The sequence below is a fragment of the Streptomyces sp. NPDC002044 genome (genome assembly GCF_040296725.1).
GTDB lineage: Bacteria > Actinomycetota > Actinomycetes > Streptomycetales > Streptomycetaceae > Streptomyces > Streptomyces antarcticus.
In genome coordinates, this window is record NZ_JBEOXU010000114.1 from 1 (window position 1) to 21,038 (window position 21,038).

Annotated in this window: 17 protein-coding genes; 9 read left to right on the forward strand and 8 right to left on the reverse strand. The window is 69.5% G+C overall.

The window, feature by feature from the left end:
* Together ABT106_RS23995 and ABT106_RS24000 are read right to left on the reverse strand one after the other, a co-directional pair.
* Positions 1-3,400 (reverse strand): hypothetical protein (locus ABT106_RS23995; protein ID WP_351280834.1); only part of this gene is annotated, 3,400 nt, incomplete at its 3' end.
* Between the two features lie 591 nt (positions 3,401-3,991).
* A complete protein-coding gene (locus ABT106_RS24000) occupies positions 3,992-5,170 on the reverse strand; it encodes a magnesium and cobalt transport protein CorA (protein ID WP_351280837.1) in 1,179 nt (392 codons plus the stop codon).
* 305 nt (positions 5,171-5,475) lie between these two features.
* Between ABT106_RS24000 and ABT106_RS24005 the strand changes: the two genes are divergently transcribed.
* Both ABT106_RS24005 and ABT106_RS24010 read left to right on the forward strand, forming a co-directional pair.
* On the forward strand, positions 5,476-6,579 hold the full coding sequence (locus ABT106_RS24005; RefSeq protein ID WP_351280840.1) for a winged helix DNA-binding domain-containing protein: 1,104 nt from the start codon (positions 5,476-5,478) through the stop codon (positions 6,577-6,579).
* A gap of 45 nt (positions 6,580-6,624) precedes the next feature.
* Positions 6,625-8,325: an AMP-binding protein gene (locus ABT106_RS24010; RefSeq protein ID WP_351280843.1), complete on the forward strand. Its 1,701-nt coding sequence runs from the start codon at positions 6,625-6,627 to the stop codon at positions 8,323-8,325.
* A 51-nt stretch (positions 8,326-8,376) separates the two neighbouring features.
* Here the strand turns inward: ABT106_RS24010 and ABT106_RS24015 are convergent, their stop codons facing one another.
* Together ABT106_RS24015 and ABT106_RS24020 are read right to left on the reverse strand one after the other, a co-directional pair.
* Positions 8,377-8,865, reverse strand: a complete 489-nt coding sequence (locus ABT106_RS24015) for a glutathione peroxidase (RefSeq protein ID WP_351280845.1) — start codon at positions 8,863-8,865, stop codon at positions 8,377-8,379.
* A 51-nt stretch (positions 8,866-8,916) separates the two neighbouring features.
* Positions 8,917-9,690: a hypothetical protein gene (locus ABT106_RS24020; RefSeq protein WP_351280848.1), complete on the reverse strand. Its 774-nt coding sequence runs from the start codon at positions 9,688-9,690 to the stop codon at positions 8,917-8,919.
* 256 nt (positions 9,691-9,946) lie between these two features.
* Between ABT106_RS24020 and gcl the strand changes: the two genes are divergently transcribed.
* Positions 9,947-11,734 (forward strand): glyoxylate carboligase, encoded by a 1,788-nt coding sequence (gene gcl, locus ABT106_RS24025; protein ID WP_267842697.1) that lies wholly within the window; start codon positions 9,947-9,949, stop codon positions 11,732-11,734.
* Between the two features lie 138 nt (positions 11,735-11,872).
* On the opposite strand, the gene ABT106_RS24030 is transcribed toward gcl, so the two are convergent.
* From ABT106_RS24030 to ABT106_RS24045, 4 genes are all read right to left on the reverse strand, one after another.
* Positions 11,873-12,499: a TetR/AcrR family transcriptional regulator gene (locus tag ABT106_RS24030; RefSeq protein ID WP_351280850.1), complete on the reverse strand. Its 627-nt coding sequence runs from the start codon at positions 12,497-12,499 to the stop codon at positions 11,873-11,875.
* A 596-nt stretch (positions 12,500-13,095) separates the two neighbouring features.
* Positions 13,096-14,553, reverse strand: a complete 1,458-nt coding sequence (locus tag ABT106_RS24035) for a catalase (protein ID WP_351280869.1) — start codon at positions 14,551-14,553, stop codon at positions 13,096-13,098.
* Positions 14,554-14,784: 231 nt separating this feature from the next.
* The gene (locus tag ABT106_RS24040; RefSeq protein WP_351280852.1) at positions 14,785-15,675 is read right to left on the reverse strand and encodes a 2-hydroxy-3-oxopropionate reductase; all 891 of its coding nucleotides are present in this window, start codon (positions 15,673-15,675) and stop codon (positions 14,785-14,787) included.
* A 74-nt stretch (positions 15,676-15,749) separates the two neighbouring features.
* Complete coding sequence (locus tag ABT106_RS24045; RefSeq protein ID WP_351280855.1) at positions 15,750-16,583, reverse strand: TIM barrel protein; 834 nt, start codon at positions 16,581-16,583, stop codon at positions 15,750-15,752.
* Between the two features lie 125 nt (positions 16,584-16,708).
* Here ABT106_RS24045 and ABT106_RS24050 point away from each other — a divergent pair, with 125 nt between their 5' ends.
* The 6 genes from ABT106_RS24050 to ABT106_RS24075 all read left to right on the forward strand — a co-directional run bounded on the left by ABT106_RS24050 (position 16,709) and on the right by ABT106_RS24075 (position 20,945).
* Complete coding sequence (locus ABT106_RS24050; RefSeq protein WP_267842702.1) at positions 16,709-16,960, forward strand: YkoF family thiamine-binding protein; 252 nt, start codon at positions 16,709-16,711, stop codon at positions 16,958-16,960.
* The gene (locus tag ABT106_RS24055; RefSeq protein ID WP_351280858.1) at positions 16,957-17,355 is read left to right on the forward strand and encodes a helix-turn-helix domain-containing protein; all 399 of its coding nucleotides are present in this window, start codon (positions 16,957-16,959) and stop codon (positions 17,353-17,355) included. The genes ABT106_RS24050 and ABT106_RS24055 overlap by 4 nt, the downstream gene beginning before the upstream one ends.
* A gap of 154 nt (positions 17,356-17,509) precedes the next feature.
* Positions 17,510-18,016, forward strand: a complete 507-nt coding sequence (uraD, locus tag ABT106_RS24060) for a 2-oxo-4-hydroxy-4-carboxy-5-ureidoimidazoline decarboxylase (protein ID WP_351280861.1) — start codon at positions 17,510-17,512, stop codon at positions 18,014-18,016.
* Positions 18,017-18,024: 8 nt separating this feature from the next.
* Positions 18,025-18,429 (forward strand): hydroxyisourate hydrolase, encoded by a 405-nt coding sequence (gene uraH, locus ABT106_RS24065; RefSeq protein ID WP_351280862.1) that lies wholly within the window; start codon positions 18,025-18,027, stop codon positions 18,427-18,429.
* 2 nt (positions 18,430-18,431) lie between these two features.
* Positions 18,432-19,355 carry a factor-independent urate hydroxylase gene (pucL, locus tag ABT106_RS24070; protein WP_250740536.1) on the forward strand — a complete coding sequence of 308 codons (924 nt, stop codon included), beginning with the start codon at positions 18,432-18,434 and terminating at the stop codon, positions 19,353-19,355.
* A 186-nt stretch (positions 19,356-19,541) separates the two neighbouring features.
* Positions 19,542-20,945, forward strand: coding sequence for an 8-oxoguanine deaminase (locus ABT106_RS24075; protein ID WP_351280866.1), 1,404 nt, complete (start codon positions 19,542-19,544; stop codon positions 20,943-20,945).
* The last annotated feature ends 93 nt before the right edge of the window (positions 20,946-21,038 follow it).

Genomic DNA, 21,038 nt, shown 5'->3' on the forward strand with positions numbered 1-21,038 from the left:
CCGTCTGAAGCTGTTGCGCCATGAGCCTGACTGGCTTGCCGTCGACAAAGGGAACGAGCAGGACGGCCCTACGGCTGCCTTGGGAGCCGGGATCGTGCTTCAGCAGCGAGCACAGCTGTTCCACTGCCGTCGGCCACTGAGTGAGTTCGGTGAGCTCCACACCCACCGCAAGTTCCGTGGCAGGCCACTCTGTTGAGTCCGCGTCTGAGACAGGTCTGGTGTACACGCTGATGCGGATCCCTGCTGCCCTGGCGCTGGACTGGAGTTTCAGGGGCAGGGCCTCTGCTCGTGCGCCGGCGGCTCGGCGGGCAAGGTCTGCTGCCCGAGAGAGTGCCTGCGCGGATGGTCCTGATCGCGCCGCGGCCCTGAGCTCCTTGTGTCCGAGGGTGCCCCAGGCGAGTTCGGCCAGAACGGCGTGCAGGTCTGCGAGGTTCCCCACGAGGTGATCGAGGACATTCGGAGGGTCCTGGCCGATGAGGTGCCAGCGCTCCCTATCCCGCACCTGCATGGCGAGGCTTGGCAGGCTGTCGCCGACGTAGCTGGCGAGCGCTGCATACCCGTTGGGGTCGGCGAGCCTTCGCGTGAGGTTCTCGGCGATCCCGTTCACCAGGTGTTGCAGGTGGTCGCTTCCACCTCCTGGAACGTCGTCGCCGACGGGCAGCGTGGACAGGAACGAAGTGTCGACGGGGAGCGTCAGTGACGCGGCCCAGTCCAGTAGCGCTGCCTGCGTCGTGCGTATGCCTTCGACCACTTTGGGTCGACCGCGACCGACGCACCAGGCCTGGGTCAGATCCGTCAGGTATTGGTGGAGCACGGGGAGTGAAGAGGCTGCGGTTGCGGTGCGGGTGGTCCAGTCGGTATGGCCAGCCACCGTTGCACCGATCAGTGTGCGGGTGCGAGTCCACGCCACCGTGGCGGGCGATCTGTCGTATTGCCGCTTCAGAAGGCTGACCCCGCTGGTGAAGTCACCAAAGGTCAGCGGCAGCCCACCGGGTAGCAGATTTTGGATGTCGGCACTCTCGCACTGCGGAAGGCAGCGCAGCAGCATCCGCCCGAGCTCCCTGACCTCCTGTTCGGCGTCCGGTCGTGCCTGGTCCGACACGTGGAGGAGACGGGCGTATGCGACCCGGCTGCCCTCGCGATCGACGACAGACACCTCAGTGACCCACGGTGAACGGGCCGCGACGCTGCCCAGCACACGCTCCTCCCCGCCTGCGAGTTGCAAGAGCTCTTCGGCCAGGGCCACCGATGCGGTCCGGGCTGTGGAGAGGATGTCCCCCAGGAGATCGACCGGTGCGCCGGCGAGTAGCTGCCCGAATGGCGAATCGGCGAGCACCTTCGGCCCACCCGCCAGATCCAGACCAGTCCCGGCAAGGACGGCGAGCAGCCGCTGGGATTCGACGGGCTCCCCGCACTGGGACAGGAGGAGACTGATCGCTGCTTTGCCGAGCCGTTCCACGAGCGCGTCGCGCAGCGGCGAACCGGAGGTATCCGCCGCTCGGATCTCGGTGATGGCCGCGGCGATCTCGGGTTTGAGCTGCGGCAGCAGGTCCCCGTCCACGAGCGCGAACTGAAGGGTGATGCGGCGCAACGCGGGCGGGATCCGGTGTCGGTCGAGGGTCCGGAGCCAGTCGGCCGCAGTGCGGTTGACGTCGACCAGCCGAAGAGCCTGCAGAACGCCGGTGGTCGACGTCAAGGAGGGGCGCTGGCCGAGTTCGACCGCGATCTGGTCCAGCACGACGGCATCCAGCGCGGGGTGTTCGGTGAGGACACCGGCGATGAACGGCTGAAGCTGTGAGTCCACCAGCATGCGCATCACCGCGAGGACGGTCTCGTCCAAGATCGGCGGCGGAATCGCGTGTACGGCGTCGGCCAGATGCGCCGAGCGCAGCTGGTGCAGCCCGGACAGGAGTCCCCGCCGTTCGTGGACGAGATGCTCATCGGCCAGGCGGGACAACGCCGTGCGAAGGTCCGTGTCTCCGAGGCCCAGCTGTTGCTGAAGTGCCCGTACGGGCAGATCGACGCCCCACTGGTGGGCGATCGAGATCCTGGCCAGGATCTCGATCTCTGTCTGGCGTCCTTCGGCCACGCGCCGCTCGACCTGCTCTGACAGGACATCCGAGAGCCTGCGTCCGCGGGTGAGTAGATGCGTGAATTCCAGGGTCAGGCCGTTTGACGCGTCGTACGCTTCCCGCCAATGCGCGGCAGCCGTGGTGCCGGTGGCGGACAAGCCGGCGTGGATCTGCTCGGCGACCTCCTCATCGAGGGTGACCTCGATCCGGGTACAGTCGACCCGGCTTCGGAGGGGCAGAAGGTCCTCGCTCCGGACCGAGCCGAGGAGCAGGACACCGGGGATCGGGGCGAGTTCGCGGTACAGGACATCCCATGCCTCGGCCGCTCCGATACCGATGCCGTCCACGACGAATCCGACCGGAGAGCGGGTAGTGGGTTGCAACGCCTTCGCCAGCCTTACGAGCGGGACGGCGTCGTCCGGCTGGAGCCGCCTGATGCGGTACCAGAGCACGTGTCTGGTCACGTAGGCAGCCGTCCACATCACGGCGGACTTGCCGATGCCCGACGGGCCGGTCACGAGGACGCTCTGCCCCCGATGGATCGCATCCGCCACCCGCCCGGTCAGGACGGGCCTGGGGGCCGGAAGCCCGGCAGCGATGTGGCCGGGCTGCACGTTGACGCCTTCGTGGAAGCTGGCGGCCTGGAGCGGCCGGTCGAAGTCGACAGGCTCGCAGAGGCCCGTGGCCAGTGCCTCCTCCAGCGATGCACGGTCGATGGATTCCGCGACCGCGGTCGCAATCCCTGCAATGTTCGTTCGACTCAGTCCGGCCGCTCCCGACAGCGTCGTATCAGCGTTGGCATCGGCCCGTCTTGCGACGGCGCTGCGCAGGGCGAGCACGGCTGCCTCCGCAGCTACCGGCAGCAGCCCGAGCCGTTGGGCTACAGCGGTGCGGGTGTCGTCGGCGGCGGCACGCCATGGCAAGACGTAGAGACTAGCGGCATTGCACCATGCGTCGATTTCATCTTTGGTCAGGCCGGCCTTCGAGGCCTTCGCGTTGAATGCCTGTAGCAACCGGTGGCCTCGCGGCAGGTCACTCAAGGGGTCGCCCCACTGGGTGAACCATTCCCCTTCAACCGGCCGCTCGAGGACAAGAAGGGGCCGACCCTCCAGCCGAGCCTGTACACGCCTCGCGTGCGCCAGGGCCATGGCGACGAGGTGCTCGGCGACCTCGGGTGCGGTGAAGTCGCCGATCCGTTCCTGGCGGGACTTCACCTGGACGTGCCAGGGTGTCGGTCCATCACACGAGAGGTCTTCCAGGCCCTCCGGGACGATGCGATCGGAGTCGAGGGCACCGGACAGAACACGGCCGCACAGCCACGCCCCCACAGCGTCTTGATAGTGGAACCCACGGCCGGCGCGTGCTCCCGAACGCGTTGACACCCACAAGACCTCGCCAGGTTCGCTGTTCGCTTCGCTCTGCTTCACGGGCACGGGGGGCTGGACCCGCTTGCTACGCCCCCTGCTCTTGCTGGTCATCCGAGAAGCATTGCAGGCCCGTTGGGCAGCCGTATGGCTTACCAGCACGAGGTCTCCGAGGCGGTCGTTGAGGAACTTCCTCAGCGATCGCTTGTTTTGGCGCTGCCCAGGGGCGACGGGAGCCGTATTGCCCTTGGTGACTCGACACTCACAGGAGCCGGTGGAGATGGCCCAGGGTGCGCTGGTGTGTTGGATGCTCTGCGGGTCGGTCGGCAGCCACCAGGGAAGCGCTGGCATGGTGTTCGCCAGCACTCTCGGTGACGGTAAACGGCGGCTGTCCGACCCAAGCTGAAGCGCACGGAACGCGTGGAGCACCAGGTGGGAGGGGCACGGCTCTCTCCTTGGCACTGCGCATTCTCCCCAGATTCTCCCCAGGGCCCCGGATCAGCCCATCGGAAGTGTTCGCTTTAGCAAACTAGATCAGAGGCTCATGCCTGCCATCTACAGCCAGTCGCGCTTCTTGAAGATGACGTACAGGCTCGTACAGACCACCGCCATCAGAAGGATCGCGAACGGGTAGCCCGCCGCCCAGTGGAGTTCCGGCATGACCTCGAAGTTCATGCCGTAGATGGTTCCTACGAGTGTGGGTGCAAACAAGATGGCCGCCCAGGAGGAGATCTTCTTGATCTCCTCGTTCTGTTCGAAGCCGGCTTCGGCCAGGGCTCGCATTTCGGCGTTCTGCTGTTGGGAGACCAGGGTGGCGTTCACCGTGAGGATTTCGGTGAGGGCCTGGCGGAAGCCGTCGACGCGTTCGCTGGTGTGGGTGACGTGGTCCGCCACGTCGCGCAGGTAGCGCTGGAGTTCCTCGTCCGTGCGGTACTTCGCGAAGCCCGCCATCAGGCTGTGGAGCATGCCGACCAGGGGGCGGGTGGCGCGCTGGAACTCGACTGTCTCGCGGGAGAGTTCGTAGATGCGGCGGGAGACCGACGGGTCGCCGCGGAAGACCTCCGTCTCGATCTCGTCGATGTCCGTCTGGACGCCCTCGACGACCGGGGCGTAGCCGTCCACGACCGCGTCGAGGATGGCGTACAGGGCGGCCTCCGGGCCGAGGGAGAGGAGCTCGGGGGTCTGTTCCATCCGGCGGCGGACCCGGGAGAGGTCCGGGGCGGCGCCGTGGCGGACGGTGATCAGGAAGTCCGGGCCGACGAAGACGTGGAGTTCGCCGAACTCGACCTCTTCTTGGGCGTCGAGGTAACGGGCGGCCCTCAGGACGACGAAGAGGGTGTTGCCGTAGCGCTCCAGCTTGGGGCGCTGGTGGGCCTCGAGGGCGTCTTCGACGGCGAGTTCGTGCAGGTTGAACTCGGCTGCCAGGGAGTGGAGTTCGGGTTCCGTGGGACGGTGCAGGCCGATCCAGGCCATGCCGTCGGGCTCCTCGCGCAGCTGGCGGAAGGTGTCGGCCAGGGTGAGGGGGGAGGAGATGCGGCGGCCGTCGCGGTAGACGGCCGAGTCGACCACGCTGCGGTGGTCCGCGGGCGGTGGGGCCGGGGGCGCCGGCCGGGGTGCTGCCGGCGGGTTCGCCGGGGGTGTGGCGGGCGGCGTGGCGGACGCTGTGGCGGGGCGGCGCCAGCCCGTGCGCTTGGCGGCGGGCGGGGTCGGCTCGTGGTCTGGGCGCTCCGGCATCGCAGGTCAGCTCCCGGTCGAACGTGTGTTTACGGGCAAGGGGCAGGATATCCGGAGGAAACGCGCGTGTGCGTTGGTACGCGTCTCTCGGGTTTGGTTTCGGGTTTGGTTTCGGTGCTCCCTTTGGATCTTCGGTACTGGTGTCTCCGGATGCCGGTTGCGGCCGCTCGGGCTCACGCCCGCGTCCGGCCCGGCCCGGCTCCGTTCCCGTCCCTCCGACCCCGTCGGCCCCCGCCCCCGCCCCCGCCTTGAGGATCGTCAGGTTGCGGACACAGGCTGTCCGCAAGGAGGGCTAGCGTGAGGGCATGGCCTCCAGGACGACGCACCCCGTGCTCGACACCCGCGCACTGAACCGTGCCACGCTCGCCCGTCAGCTGCTGCTGAGCCGCGCCGAGATGTCCGCGCGGGACGCGGTCGGCCACCTCCTCGGGCTGCAGGCGCAGAACGTGAAGCCCCCCTACTTCCAGCTCCACGCCCGCCTCGCCGGGTTCCTCCCCGCCGAGCTGGCCGGGCTGATGGAGTCCCGCGACGTGGTCCGCATGGTCACCATGCGCTCCACGATCCACACGCACACCGCGCACGACGCCCTGACGCTGCGGCCCCTGGTCCAGCCCGCCCGGGACCGGGAGGTCGCCTACTTCCGCAAGGGCCTCGCCGGGGTCGACCTCGGCTCCCTCGCCGAGCGCTCCCGGGTCTTCGTCGAGGCCGAGCCCCGCACCATGGCGGAGATCCGCGGGGAACTGCTCCGGCACTGGCCGGACGCCGACCCGCAGTCGCTGTCCGTCGCCGCCCGGTGCCTGCTGCCCCTGGTCCAGGTCACGCCCCGCGGGGTGTGGGGGCGCAGCGGCCAGGTGCGGCTCACCACCGTCGAGAGCTGGCTCGGCGGCCGGCCCGCCGCCCCGGCGCAGCCCGTGGACGACGTCGTACGGCGCTACCTCGCCGCCTTCGGGCCGGCCTCCGTCAAGGACATGCAGCTCTGGGCCGGCCTGACCCGCCTGAAGGACGCCTTCGAACGGCTGCGGCCGGAACTGGACGTGTTCCAGGACGAGAACGGCGTGGAGCTGTTCGACCTGCCCGACGCACCCCGCCCCGACCCCGGCACCCCGGCGCCGCCCCGCTTCCTTCCGGAGTTCGACAACCTCCTCCTCTCGCACGCCGACCGTTCCCGCGTCGTCGACCCCGCGATCAAGGGGCGTACGTGGACCGGCAACCAGGCCCACCGCACCCTGCTCGTCGACGGGTTCCTGGCCGGGCTGTGGAAGACGGAGGGGCCCGCCGTCACCGTCGAACTCTTCCGGAAGGTTTCGGCCGCGGAGAAGGAGGAGATCGCCGCCGAAGCGGAGCCGCTGGTCGCCGCCATGGGGGAGGGCGGGAGCGCGTCCGTGCGCTTCGGGTCAATCCACGGCTGACGCCGCTCTGGTGGTCCCCACGGCGAACGCGGCACGATGCCTGGCATGACGACCGACAGCACGGACCGTACGCAGAACGGCGCCACCGGCCAGTTCCTCGCCGCCCGGGACTTCCTCCTCGAACGCCGGGGGGACTACGAGGCCGCCCGCACCGGCTTCACCTGGCCCCGCCCCCACCGCTTCAACTGGGCCCTGGACTGGTTCGACCACATCGCCGCGGGCAACGACGCCGACGCCCTGCGCATCGTCGAGGAGGACGGCAGCAGCGAAAGCCTGTCCTTCGCGGAACTCGCCGTTCGGTCCGACGCGGCCGCCAACTGGCTCCGCGACCAGGGCGTCGCCCCGGGCGACCGGCTGCTGGTCATGCTCGGCAACCAGCGCGAGCTGTGGGAGGTCATGCTCGGCGCGATGAAGCTGCGCGCCGTCGTCATCCCGGCCACCCCGCTGCTCGGCGCGGCCGATCTGCGCGACCGGATCGAGCGGGGCCGCGTCCGGCACGTCGTCACGCGCACCGAGGACACGGCCAGGTTCGACGCGGTGCCCGGCACCTACACCCGCATCGCCGCCGGCCCGGACGCCCCGGCCGGCTGGCGCCGGCTCGCGGACATGTACGCCTCCCGGGACCCCTTCACCCCCGAGGGCGAAACCCTCGCCACCGACCCGCTGATGCTGTACTTCACCTCCGGCACCACCGACCGCCCCAAGCTCGTCGAGCACACGCACGCCTCATACCCCATCGGGCACCTCTCCACCATGTACTGGCTCGGCCTGCGTCCCGGCGACGTCCACCTCAACATCGCCTCGCCCGGCTGGGCCAAGCACGCCTGGTCCAACCTCTTCGCCCCCTGGAACGCCGGCGCGACCGTCTTCGTCCACAACTACGCCCGCTTCGACGCCGAGCGGCTGATGCGCGAGATGGACCGGCACGGCGTGACCACCTTCTGCGCCCCGCCCACGGTGTGGCGGATGCTGATCCAGTCCGACCTGACCGGCCTGGCCCGGCCCCCGCGCGAGGCCGTCGCCGCCGGGGAGCCGCTCAACCCGGAGGTCATCGAGAAGGTCCGCGAGGCCTGGGGCGTCACCATCCGCGACGGGTTCGGCCAGACCGAGACCACCCTCCAGGTCGGCAACTTCCCCGGAGTCCCGGTCAAGCCCGGATCCATGGGCCGCCCCGCGCCCGGATACACGATCGTGCTGCTGGACCCGGTCACCGGCAAGGAGTCTGCCGACGAGGGCGAGCTGTGCGTCGACCTGCGGACCCGGCCCGCCGGGGTGACGAACGGCTACCGCGACGACCCGGAGCGCACCGCCCAGGCGATGGCGGACGGGCTCTACCGCACGGGGGACATCGCCGCGCGCGACGCCGACGGGTACCTCACCTACATCGGGCGCTCCGACGACGTCTTCAAAGCCTCCGACTACAAGATCAGCCCGTTCGAGCTGGAGAGCGCCCTGCTGGAGCACGAGGCCGTCGCCGAGGCGGCCGTCGTGCCGGCCCCGGACGCGCTGCGCCTCGCCGTGCCGAAGGCGTACGTCACCCTCGCCGTCGGCTGGGAGGCCGGGCCGGAGACGGCCCGGGCGCTGTTCGAGCACTCCCGCGCGGTCCTGTCCCCGTACAAGAGGATCCGCCGGATCGAGTTCGGGGAGCTCCCCAAGACGGTGTCCGGCAAGATCCGCCGGGTGGAGCTGCGGGAGCTGACGGCGGCCGGCTCGCCGGGGGAGTACGACGAAGCCGACCTGACCTGAGTGACCTGAGCCGCGCGGGCCCGTACGGGACGCCGTACGGGCCCGCCGCCGTCACGCCGGCAGGTGCGCCTCGATCGCCGCGACGACCTCGGGGGCCTCGGGCTCGGTGCGCGGGCGGAAGCGGGCCACGACCTCGCCCGCGGGGGAGATGAGGAACTTCTCGAAGTTCCACTGGACGTCGCCGGCCTCGCCCTCGGCATCCGGGGTCTTGACCAGCTCCTGGTAGAGGGGGTGCCGGTTCTCGCCGTTGACGTCGGACTTCTCCAGCATCGGGAAGGTGACGCCGAAGCCGGCCGCGCAGAACGTCTGGATGTCCTCGGCGTTGCCGGGCTCCTGCCCGCCGAACTGGTTGCAGGGCACGCCGACGACGGTGAAGCCCTTCGCCTCGTACGCGAACTGCAGGCGGGCCAGCCCCGAGTACTGCGGGGTGAGCCCGCACTGCGAGGCCGTGTTCACCAGCAGGATCGCCTTGCCCTTGTGGGCCGCGAGGCTGGTGGGCTCGTCGGACAGGGTCGTCAGCGGGATGTCGTACAGGCTCATCTGGCACTCCTCGGCGGGAAGGCTGGCACGTGGTGGGTGACGCCTCCGAGCCTAGGCCCCCGTGCCGATCAGTTCGTCCGCCGGGTCGTTGACCGGCTGCGGCACCCCGGTGAGGTCCATCACGAACAGCGGGATCCCGAGGTCGTCCGCGCGGGTGCGGGCGTCCTGCGTGTACCCGGCGAGCGAGAAGTAGACGCAGGTCGCGGAGGCGGTGAGGCCGGTCAGCCAGACGCACTCCACCGCCCGCAGTCCGGCCGGCGCCGTGGTCGGGTCCACCTGAGCGACCAGCCCCGGAGCCCGCAGGTCCACCGCCATCGCCGGTACGGGCCGGCCGTCGGGCTGCCGTACGTCCCGGAAGCCGAGCCAGCGCAGGTACAGCGCGGCCGTGGCCACCGCGTCGCGGGCCGTGCGGATGGTCACCGGGCGGAACGCGGGCCGCGGCAGCGGTGCGGTCGGCGGCAGCGGTATGTGCGCCGGGCGCCCGTCGCGGCGCGCATCACGGCGCGGATCGCGCCGGGCGCCGGGCCGCGGGTGACCACCACCGCCGGGGTCCGCGGCCCCCGGCGGACGGACGGGGATCCGTACGACCGTGCCGCACGATCCGCACCCCAGCTCGGGCCGTGGCCACTCGCCCTCCCGCCCGCAGGCCGCGCACCGCACCGTCACCCAGCTGTCCGCCCAGGTGCGGTGGGTCAGCGGCTCGGGCGGCGCCGTCAGATCGAGGGACGGGGTGACCGGGCTCCCGCAGGCGCAGGGAAAGACCGGGGTGGTGAAGCGGTTCTCCCGCAGACACACCGGGCAGCGCACCGGTACCGCTTCGGCCATGGACACCCGACCCCCTCCGTCGCTGTGCGTGGGTCCATGCTCCACCACCGGCGACCGTGCGGGCGAGAGCGCCGCCGAATCCCGCCGAGGATCCCGGTTTTCGTACAACACACCGAGCGAGACGCGGCTTTTGGTGGCTTCCGGGGTTCCGTACCGCCTTGACGTGTGCGGAGCCGCCGCTTAGCTTGTTCCGTATAGCAGAACAATACTTCCGGATTACGGAAAAGCCTGACCGCCAGACCCGCAGGAGAACCTGATGCCTCGTATGACAGCCGCCGCCGCTGCAGTGGAGATCCTCAAGCTTGAGGGTGTCGAACAAGCGTTCGGCGTGCCCGGTGCTGCGATCAACCCGTTCTACCGCGAGCTCAAGAACGTGGGCGGCGTCAAGCACACGCTGGCCCGCCACGTCGAGGGCGCATCGCACATGGCCGAGGGCTACACGCGTGCCAAGGCGGGCAACATCGGTGTCTGCATCGGCACCTCGGGCCCGGCCGGCACCGACATGATCACCGGCCTGTACTCCGCGATCGCGGACTCGATCCCGATCCTGTGCATCACCGGTCAGGCTCCGGTCGCGAAGCTCCACAAGGAGGACTTCCAGGCCGTCGACATCGCCTCGATCGCCAAGCCGGTCACGAAGAAGGCCACCACCGTCCTGGAGGCCGCCCAGGTTCCGGGCGTGTTCCAGGAAGCCTTCCACCTGATGCGCTCCGGCCGCCCCGGCCCGGTCCTGATCGACCTCCCGATCGACGTCCAGCTGACCGAGATCGAGTTCGACCCGGAGACCTACGCACCGCTGCCGGTCTACAAGCCGCGCGCCACCCGCGCCCAGGCCGAGAAGGCCATCCGGTTCCTGCTGGAGTCCGAGCGCCCGCTGATCGTCTCCGGCGGCGGCATCATCAACGCCGACGCCTCCGACCTGCTGGTCGAGTTCGCCGAGCTGACCGGCGTCCCGGTCATCTCCACCCTCATGGGCTGGGGCACCATCCCGGACGACCACGAGCTGAGCGCGGGCATGGTCGGCGTGCAGACCTCGCACCGCTACGGCAACGCGACCTTCCTGGAGTCGGACTTCGTCCTCGGCATCGGCAACCGCTGGGCCAACCGTCACACCGGTTACAACCTGGACGCCTACACCAAGGGCCGCAAGTTCGTCCACGTCGACATCGAGCCCACCCAGATCGGCAAGATCTTCGCCCCGGACTTCGGCATCGCCTCCGACGCCAAGGCCGCGCTGGAGCTCTTCATCGAGGTTGCCAAGGACCTCAAGGCCGAGGGCAAGCTGCCCGACTTCAGCGCCTGGGCCGACTCCGCCCAGGAGCGCAAGGCCACCCTGCAGCGCCGCACGCACTTCGAGAACATCCCGATGAAGCCGCAGCGCGTGTACGAGGAGATGAACAAGGCGTTCGGCCCGGAGACGCGCTACGTCACCACCATCGGCCTCTCCCAGATCGCCGGCGCGCAGATGCTGCACGTCTACAAGCCGCGCAACTGGATCAACTGCGGCCAGGCCGGCCCGCTCGGCTGGACGATCCCGGCCGCGATCGGTGCCGCCACCGCCGACCCGGAGACCCCGATCGTCGCGCTCTCGGGCGACTACGACTTCCAGTTCATGATCGAGGAGCTGGCGGTCGCCGCGCAGCACAAGGTCCCGTATGTCCACGTCCTGGTGAACAACGCCTACCTGGGCCTGATCCGTCAGGCGCAGGGCGGCCTGGGCATCAACTTCGAGGTCAACCTCGAGTTCGAGAACATCAACACCCCCGAGCTGGGCGTCTACGGCGTCGACCACGTCAAGGTCGCCGAGGGCCTGGGCGTCAAGGCCATCCGCGTCACCGACCCGGAGAAGCTGGGCGAGGCCTTCGAGCAGGCCAAGAAGCTGGCGCAGGAGTTCCAGGTCCCGGTCGTCGTCGAGGCCATCCTGGAGCGCATCACCAACATCTCGATGAGCAAGACGGTCGACATGAGCGACGTCACCGAGTTCGAAGAGCTCGCGACCGAGCCGGGCCACGCCCCGACCGCGATCAAGGCCCTCAAGGTCTGATCGCCCGCCGCCCGACGGCCGCCGTACGCGCAGCGACCCCCGCCCCCTCCGCCTGGAGGGGGCGGGGGTCGTTCCGCGTCGTCCACGGGATACCGCGACGCCCCGTACGCCCGTACGCCCGTACGTCGGTACGGTGCCCTACGCGGGCCGCGGCGCCAGGGGCTCCGGGGCGGGGGCGGGGGCGGGGGCGGGGTGCGGGCCGAGTTCCGCGTCCACCGCGCCGGTCAGCAGGGCGCGGGCCCGGTCCAGCGTCAGGGAGCCGCTCAGCCAGCGCTCGCTGAGCCCCTCCACCAGCGCGGTCAGCCGCTCCGCGGCGTCCAGCGGCGCCACGCGCGGATCGGCGAGGCCGGCCGCCTGGGCGTCCGCAACGGCGTCGGCGGTGTCCTGGGACCAGGAGCGGGTGGACTCGGCCAGGGGCGCCCGCAGGTCGGAGTCGAAGATGGCGCTGGCCCGCAGCTCGCCCCACGCGATGCTGTTCTCGCGTACCCGGGGGATGTCCTGAAGCTCGCTCAGCAGCAGCTGGACCAGGACGGCGCGGGCGTCCTCGCTGTCCTCCAGGGCCTCGTCGGTGTAGCCGGCGGCGCGGTCGCCGATGAAGGCGAGGGTGCGCCGGACCAGACCGGCCCGGTCCTTGAAGTGGTAGTAGATGAGGGCGGTGGAGACGCCCGCCTCGGCCGCCAGCTCCTCCACGCGCAGCCCTCTGATCCCGGTGCGCGCGATGACGCGCACGGCTGCTTCCAAGATCGACACCTGGCGGTCTGCCACTCTTGCCCGCACCTCCCGGCCCGATGGTCCTTGACTGACGTTTCAGTCAGCTTCCACGATAGCGCGCTCCCAGCCCCCTCGCGTCCCCTCTCGCCCGCCCTCACCCCGCCGCCAACCCCTCCTGTGGCCAGCGGACATGGCGAAGCCCCGGGGACGGCGGGTCCCCGGGGCGACGACAAAGCGCCGGGTCACGGGACCGTCCGTGACTCGGCGCTCTGGTTGGTGACCGCCCGACGGGGCGAGGCTGGCGCGACAGGACGTTCGCACCGCCGGGCGGAGTTCGTGTTCCCCGTGCACCGGGGCCCTGTGCGCGGCCCCGTACACCGGGAAGAGGGTGGAGACGGGAGGGGGTTCGGCCGGGACCGTGGCGGGCGGCGACGAGAACTCCGGCGTCGTCTCCCTCAGGTCGAGAGACGGGCCTCGGGACCCATTACCACCGCACTGGCTCGCACGCCCGCCACGGTCCTCACGCGGCGCCAGCCGCAAGGACTGGCGCAGTCTGCCCTCGCCGCGCACCACCCCTCATCCGGGTCCGCGGGTCGGGCTCGGTGCCCGGGACCTGACCTCCCGTCAGGCCCCTGGCACGGCTGGTCGGCTCAGGCGTCGCGCAGGGCGCGGACGGCCTCCTCGACGCGCTTGCCGTAGTCGGCGTCCGCGGCGTGGAAGTGAGCCAGGTTCTTCTCGATGACGTGCTCGAGGGTGACCTGCGACAGGCCGCCCGCGATGTTCGCCACCAGGCGCTGCTTGGCGTCCTCGGACATCAGGCGGTAGAGCTCACCGGCCTGGAAGAAGTCGTCGTCCTTGGTGTGCGCCGGAGCCTCGTGGGTGCCCGTGTAGCCGGAGACGGCCTGCGGGGCGCCCAGTGCCAGGCCGGTCTCGGCCGGGCCCTGGTACGAGTTGGGCTCGTAGTTCTTGTCGTGGCGCGAGCCGTTGCGCAGCGCCATGACGCCGTCGCGGCCGTAGTTCTCGGCCTTCGCCGCCTTCGGGGCGTTGACCGGCAGCAGGGTGTGGTTCACACCGAGGCGGTAGCGCTGGGCGTCGGCGTACGCGAACAGGCGGCCCTGGAGCATCTTGTCCGGCGAGGCGGTGATGCCCGGGACGAAGTTGTTCGGGGAGAAGGCGGACTGCTCGACCTCGGCGAAGACGTTGTCCGGGTTGCGGTCGAGGACCAGGCGGCCCACGCGCTGCAGCGGGTAGTCGCTGTGCGGCCACACCTTGGTGAGGTCGAACGGGTTGAAGCGGTAGTCCGCGGCCTCGGCGGCGGGCATGATCTGGACGTAGAGGGTCCAGCTCGGGTTCACGCCGCGCTCGATGGCCTGGAGCAGGTCGGTCTGGTGCGAGTTCGCGTCCGAGCCGACGAGCTCGGCGGCCTGGTCCGAGGACAGGCTGCGGATGCCCTGGTTCGTCTTGAAGTGGTACTTGACGAAGAAAGCCTCGCCCTGGGCGTTGGTCCACTGGTACGTGTGGGAGCCGTAGCCGTTCATGTGGCGGTAGGACGCGGGGATGCCGCGGTCACCCATCAGCCAGGTGATCTGGTGCGTCGCCTCGGGGGCGTGCGCCCAGAAGTCCCAGACGTTGTCCGGCTCCTGCTTGCCCGTGAAGGGGTCGCGCTTCTGGGAGTGGATGAAGTCGGGGAACTTGATCGGGTCCTTGATGAAGAACACCGGGGTGTTGTTGCCGACGAGGTCGTAGTTGCCCTCTTCGGTGTAGAACTTCAGCGCGAAGCCGCGCGGGTCGCGGACCGCGTCCGCGCCGCCCAGCGAGTCGGCCACGGTGGAGAACCGCAGGAAGGTCCCGGTCTTCTTGCCGACCGTGTTCAGGAACGCGGCGCTGGTGTACGCGGTGACGTCGTCCGTCACCTCGAAGTGACCGTACGCGGCCGAGCCGCGGGCGTGGACCACGCGCTCCGGGATGCGCTCGCGGTTGAAGCGGGCGAGCTTCTCAAGGAGCTGCTGGTCCTGGACCAGGAGCGGGCCACCGACGCCGGCGGTGGCGGAGTTCTGGTTGTCGGCGACCGGGGCGCCGGACTCGGTCGTCAGCGTGCGCTTCGACATGGTGACCTTCCGTACGGGTAACTGCCGACGGAAAGTGTCTTCCGTCATGCGGAACAGCCTAATTTCGGCACGAACTAAACGTCAACAGTTTGTTGAACAAAGTTGAGGGAGAGGAAATCCGGACGGTGCCGGCACTTGGGCGCGACAGGACAGGTGTCAGCACCGGCACCATCCGGAAACTCAGGTCCCCGTGAGGGGAAGGGGTGGCGGCCCGGCGGAGCGGGCCGGCCGTCAGACCTGCGAGCCGGAGAGGCGCTCGACGGCGCGCAGCAGGGCCGAGTGGTCCAGGCCGCCGTCGCCCTGGGCGCGCAGCGAGGCGACCAGCTGGGCGACGACCGCGCCGACGGGAAGCGCGGCACCGACGTTGCGGGCGGCGTCGGTGACGATGCCCATGTCCTTGTGGTGCAGGTCGATCCGGAAACCGGGCTTGAAGTCGCGGTTCAGGAAGTTGTCCTTCTTGCGGGTCAGGACCGTCGAGCCGGCCAGACCGCCGCCCAGGACGTCCAGGGCGGCCTGGAGGTTCACGCCGGACTTCTCGAGGAAGACGACGGCCTCGGCGCACGCCTGGATGTTCACCGCGACGATGAGCTGGTTGGCGGCCTTCACCGTCTGGCCGGAGCCGTGCGGGCCACAGAGCACGATGGTCTTGCCGAGGGCCTCGAGGACCGGCAGGGCCGTGTCGAAGTCGGCCTGCTCGCCGCCCACCATGATCGACAGTACGGCCTCGATGGCGCCGGCCTCGCCGCCGGACACCGGGGCGTCGATGACGCGGATGCCCTTCTCGGCGGCGTTCTTGGCGAGGTCGACCGAGGTCTGCGGGGTGATCGACGACATGTCGATGACCAGCGCGCCGGACCTGGCGTTCTCGAGGATGCCGTTCTCGCCGTACGCGATGGCCTCGACCTGCGGGGAAGCGGGCACCATCGTGATGATGACGTCGGCGTCCTTGACCGCCTCGGCGATCGAGCCCGCGGCGCTGCCGCCGGCGGCGGCGAGGCGCTCCAGCTTGTCCTGCTCCAGCGTGAAGCCGGTGACCGAGTAGCCGGCCTTCAGGAGGTTCTCGGCCATGGGGGAGCCCATGATTCCGAGACCGATCCAGGCAATCTTGGGGAGGGTGCTCATGATGAGGGTCCTTCTCTTAATGCTGTGTACGAAAAGTTCGTGACGTGCCTGGCTGATCGCCCGGACGTTGTCCGCTACTGCGCGGCGCGGGCCTCGGCCGGCAGCCACGCGAAGGAGGCGGCGGCGTCGGCGGCCTTGTACTCCAGCCCTACGTAGCCCTCGTATCCGGCCTTCTTCAGCTGGTCGAGCAGCGCCTCGAGGGGGAGCTCGCCGGTGCCGGGGGCGCCGCGTCCCGGCTTGTCCGCGATCTGGACGTGCCCGGTCTTGGCGGCGTACTTTTCGATGACCTCGGAGAGGTCCTCATCGTTCATCGCCAGGTGGTACAGGTCGAGCAGGAACTTGGCGTTCCCGAGGCCGGTGGCCTCGTTGACCTTGTCCACGACCTCGACGCCGGCCGGGGCGCTCACCAGGGGGTAGAGCGGCGACTCGGGCTTGTTGAGGGTCTCGATCAGGAGGATCGCGCCGACGCGGTCCGCGGCCCGGGCGGCCACGACCAGGTTCTTCAGCGCGAGCTCGTCCTGAACGGCCGGGTCCACGCCTTCGGCGCGGTTGCCGTACAGGGCGTTCAGCGCCTTGCAGCCGACCGAGGCGGCGAAGTCCGCCGCCACGTTGATGTTGGCGTTGAAGCGCTCCGACTCGGCACCGGGGACCGAGACCGCACCGCGGTCCGGGCCCGGCAGCCGGCCGGCGTAGAAGTTCAGGCCCACCAGCTGGGTGCCGGCGTCCTCAAGAGCCTTCTTGAGGGCGTCGAGCTCCGCCTGGGCGGGAGTGGGGGTCTCGATCCAGGGCCACCACAGCTCGACCGCCGTGAAGCCGGCCGCGGCGGCAGCCGCGGGACGCTCCAGGAGCGGGAGTTCCGTGAAGAGGATCGAAAGGTTTACATCGAAGCGCTGGTCCGTGTATCCCATGAGGGGTGTGCGCTCCTTCCGTATTGCGGAAGTTAGTTTCTGCTTGATGGAAGACTGCATGGGCTTCCGCGCGGATGTCAAGTGCGGACTCCCGAAAAATCACGACCGCGGGGTAGCTTGACCGCGTGCGATTGAGAGTGGAGTTCACGACCGAGCCCTTCGATCTCGAAGAGGCCCCCGCCCATGCCGTGGCCGCTCGCGAGGTCATCCAGAAGGCCCAGCTGGACGCGGTGGACGTCGGCCCCTTCGGCAACACCGCGGAAGGGGAGGCCGCCGAGGTCCTCGACGCGGTGGCCGCCCTGCTGCGCGGCTCGCTGGGGGCCGGGGCCACCCGCGTCTCGCTTCAGGTGAACGTGATCGGGGAGGACACGCCGTGACCGAGCCCCGTGACCACCCGTTCGTCGCCGCGGTCAAGCCGCTGGTGGACGCGATGGGCGGCGAGCTGATGGATCCGTCCCTGGCCCAGCCCGACGACGTCGTCCTCTCCTGGGAGGGCCGCGACCTGCTGGCCGTGCGCCTGCCGCAGCTCTCGGAGTCGCTGGACCACATCCTCGCCGCGCTGGAGCGCCGGCACGGCGTACCGTTGTCCCAGCTGGACCGGAAGGCCAAGCAGGACGTCGTACGGATACTGGAGGCGCGGGGCGCCTTCTCCGTACGGCACGGTGTGGAGACGGTCGCGGGCGCCCTGGGCGTCAGCCGTTTCACGGTCTACAACTACCTGAACAGGGACGCCGGCCCGCCGAAGGGGCCCGGCAGGAACAGCCAGGAGTGAACACCGCCTGACCCGCAGTGACGAGCCGCCGCCCTATTCATCCGGGCGGCGGCTTTTGTGTACGGGAAGTTTCAACAAAGTGTTGACGCGGTGTTGTCGAGCGCGTTAGCTATGCGCAGCCCGTCAAAGCAACAACAGGCCACGGAGGCCTACCGTGACTTCGAGTCCGACCCCGGGTCTCACCCGGTTCAACGCCTTGGACGACAGCGCGGCCGCGGCCGAGCTGCACGAGGTCTGCGCCAGTTCGGCATGGGGCGGCAAACTCCTCGCCCAGCGCCCCTTCACCACCGTCGAGTCCCTGTTCTCGGCCAACGAGTCCGCCATGGCGGAGCTCACCGCCGAGGACCTGGGCGAGGCCATGGGAGGCCACGCGCCGATCGGCCGGCCGAAGCCGGGAGACCCCACCTCCGCCCGCGAGCAGCGCGGCATGGCCGGTGCCTCGGAGGAGCTGAAGAACGAGCTCCTCGAACTGAACCTGGCGTACCAGGAGAAGTTCGGCCACGTCTTCCTCATCTGCGCCACCGGTGCGACCGGCGCGTTCATGCGGGACGCGGTCAGGGTCCGGATCGACAATTCGCCGGAGCAGGAGCGGGAAACCGCCCGCGGCGAACTCGTCAAGATCAACAAGATCCGGCTGACCCGTCTCGCAGAAGGAGAGTGACCCCGAACATGAGCACCGAGACCACCGCGTCGGTGTCCACGCACATCCTGGACACCAGCATCGGCAAGCCCGCCGGGGGCGTCGCCATCTCGCTGTCGGCCCGCACGGGCCAAGGCGGCGCGTGGGCGGCCCTGGGCGGCTCCGCCACCGATGCGGACGGGCGCTGCAAGGACCTGCCGGCCCTGCCGGAGGGCACCACCCACGTACGTCTCGACTTCGAGACCGAGACGTACTTCTTCAATAAGCACAGTGCAAAGAAGCAAGCCGAGGCGCAGCAGGACGCCCCCCGCGTAAGGGACAGCGGTGCGTTCTTCCCCGAGGTAACGATCACCTTCGCGGTGAACCCGGGCGAGCACTATCACGTACCGCTGCTGCTCAACCCGTTCGGCTACTCCGTTTACCGAGGGAGCTAGTCATGGCCACGATTCTCGGCCAGAACCAGTACGGCAAAGCAGAGAACCGCGTCGTCAAGATCACGCGGGACGGCGACACGCACCACATCAAGGACCTGAACGTCTCGGTCGCCCTCTCGGGCGACATGGACGACGTCCACTACTCCGGCTCGAACGCCAACGTCCTGCCGACGGACACCACCAAGAACACGGTGTACGCGTTCGCCAAGGAGTACGGCATCGAGTCCGCCGAGCAGTTCGGCATCCACCTGGCGCGCTGGTTCGTCAACAGCCAGGAGCCGATCCAGAAGGCGCGCATCCGGATCGAGGAGTACTCCTGGTCCCGGATCGCCACCTCGGACGCGAACTCCAAGTTCATCGGCTCCGACGAGGTGAACCACTCCTTCGTCCGCGAAGGCATGGAGACCCGCGTCACCCAGATCACGTACGACGGCAAGAACTGGGAGGTCATATCCGGCCTCAAGGACCTCACCGTCATGAACTCCACGAACTCCGAGTTCTGGGGGTACGTGAAGGACAAGTACACGACGCTGAAGGAGGCATACGACCGCATCCTGGCGACCCAGGTATCGGCTCGCTGGCGTTTCGCCTGGTCCGATGACGAGCAGCGCATGCCCAACTGGGAGAAGTCCTACGCCGAGACCCGCAAGCACATGCTGCAGGCTTTCGCGGAGACCTACTCCCTGTCGCTGCAGCAGACCCTGTACCAGATGGGTTCGCGCATCATCAACCACCGTTCGGAGATCGACGAGGTCCGCTTCTCGCTCCCGAACAAGCACCACTTCCTCGTCGACCTGGAGCCCTTCGGCCTCAAGAACGACAATGAGGTCTACTTCGCCGCGGACCGCCCGTACGGTCTGATCGAGGCCACCGTCCTCCGGGACGGCGTCGATGCCCGCATTCCCGTGGACATGACCAACCTCTGATGCGGTACACGTGTCCCGGGGCCCCGCAGTGGCCCCGGGGCGCGACACCTCGCACTTCCTGAATCGGCACCCGGACGCACCACACGGGGCGGCAGTACTGTCAGCTGTCAAGGCCCCCGGCTCCGGCACTCAAATCCCCAGGGTTTTGCCGTGCCCGCACCGCCACTGAAAGCACGAGGAAGTCCCATGGCAGCATCGGCAGCCCTTGACAGCGCCGTAGAGCGCATCGTCATCGAGAACTGTGCGATTGCGACCGTCGACGCGAACGACACCGAGTACGCCTCGGGCTACGTGGTCGTCGCCGGCAACAAGATCGAGTCGATCGGTGCGGGCAAGGCCCCCGAGAAGCTCGACAATGTGGTCCGCCGCATCGACGGCACGGGTCACCTCGTCACCCCGGGTCTGGTCAACACCCACCACCACTTCTACCAGTGGATCACGCGCGGTCTGGCCACCGACCACAACCTCTTCAACTGGCTCGTCGCGCTGTACCCGACCTGGGCGCGCATCGACGAGCAGATGACGTACACGGCCGCGCAGGGATCCCTGGCGATGATGGCCAAGGGCGGCGTCACCACCGCCATGGACCACCACTACGTCTTCCCCAAGGGCTCCGGCGACCTCTCCGGCTCGATCATCCGCGCCGCGTCCGAGATGGGCGTCCGCTTCACCCTCGCCCGCGGCTCCATGGACCGCAGCGAGAAGGACGGCGGCCTGCCGCCGGACCACGCGGTCGAGACCCTCGAAGGCGCGCTCGCCGACACCGAGGCGACCGTCAAGCGGCACCACGACTACTCCTTCGACGCGATGACCCAGGTCGCCGTCGCCCCGTGCTCGCCGTTCTCGGTCTCCACCGAGCTGCTGAAGCAGGGCGCCGAGCTGGCCCGCCGCCTCGGTGTGCGCATGCACACCCACGGCAGCGAGACCGTCGAGGAGGAGCAGTTCTGCAAGGAACTGTTCGGCATGGGCCCGACCGACTACTTCGAGTCGACCGGCTGGCTCGGCGAGGACGTGTGGATGGCGCACAGCGTCCACATGAACGACTCCGACATCGCCGCGTTCGCCCGCACCAAGACCGGTGTCGCGCACTGCCCGTCCTCCAACGCCCGTCTGGCCGCCGGCATCGCCCGCGTACCGGACATGCTCGCCGCCGGTGTCCCGGTCGGCCTCGGCGTGGACGGCACCGCCTCCAACGAGTCCGGCGAGCTGCACACCGAGCTGCGCAACGCGCTCCTCATCAACCGGCTGAACCCGGTGCACCGCGAGCGCGCGCTGAACGCCCGCCAGGCCCTGCGCCTGGGCACGTACGGCGGCGCCCAGGTGCTCGGCCGCGCCGACAACATCGGCTCGCTCGAGGCCGGCAAGTGCGCCGACCTGGTGATGTGGAACCTGAGCACGCTGGCCCACTCCTCCATCGCCGACCCGGTCACCGCGCTCGTCTTCGGCGCGGCCGCGCCGGTCACCCTCTCGCTGGTCAACGGCAAGCAGATCGTCGAGAACAACCGACTCCTCTTCGCCGACGAGGACGCCATCGCCGCGTCCACGCGGGAAGAGGCCCAGCGCCTCGCGCGCATCTCCGCGCAGGCCTGATCCCCGGAGTCCGGCCGGGGGGGACGGCCCCCGGCCGGCGGGGGCCGGCCCCCCCGGGGGGCCGCGCCCGCGGGGGTCAAGCCCGGGGGGCCC

Coding starts and splice junctions, on each gene's coding strand:
- gcl (WP_267842697.1), top strand. CDS start 9,947: ATGCCTCGTATGACAGCCGCCGCCGCTGCAGTGGAGATCCTCAAGCTT.
- ABT106_RS24075 (WP_351280866.1), top strand. CDS start 19,542: ATGGCAGCATCGGCAGCCCTTGACAGCGCCGTAGAGCGCATCGTCATC.
- ABT106_RS24035 (WP_351280869.1), bottom strand. CDS start 14,553: ATGTCGAAGCGCACGCTGACGACCGAGTCCGGCGCCCCGGTCGCCGAC.
- ABT106_RS24000 (WP_351280837.1), bottom strand. CDS start 5,170: ATGCCGGAGCGCCCAGACCACGAGCCGACCCCGCCCGCCGCCAAGCGC.
- ABT106_RS24015 (WP_351280845.1), bottom strand. CDS start 8,865: ATGAGCCTGTACGACATCCCGCTGACGACCCTGTCCGACGAGCCCACC.
- ABT106_RS24005 (WP_351280840.1), top strand. CDS start 5,476: ATGGCCTCCAGGACGACGCACCCCGTGCTCGACACCCGCGCACTGAAC.
- ABT106_RS24045 (WP_351280855.1), bottom strand. CDS start 16,583: ATGGGATACACGGACCAGCGCTTCGATGTAAACCTTTCGATCCTCTTC.
- pucL (WP_250740536.1), top strand. CDS start 18,432: ATGGCCACGATTCTCGGCCAGAACCAGTACGGCAAAGCAGAGAACCGC.
- ABT106_RS24040 (WP_351280852.1), bottom strand. CDS start 15,675: ATGAGCACCCTCCCCAAGATTGCCTGGATCGGTCTCGGAATCATGGGC.
- ABT106_RS24010 (WP_351280843.1), top strand. CDS start 6,625: ATGACGACCGACAGCACGGACCGTACGCAGAACGGCGCCACCGGCCAG.
- uraH (WP_351280862.1), top strand. CDS start 18,025: ATGAGCACCGAGACCACCGCGTCGGTGTCCACGCACATCCTGGACACC.
- ABT106_RS24020 (WP_351280848.1), bottom strand. CDS start 9,690: ATGGCCGAAGCGGTACCGGTGCGCTGCCCGGTGTGTCTGCGGGAGAAC.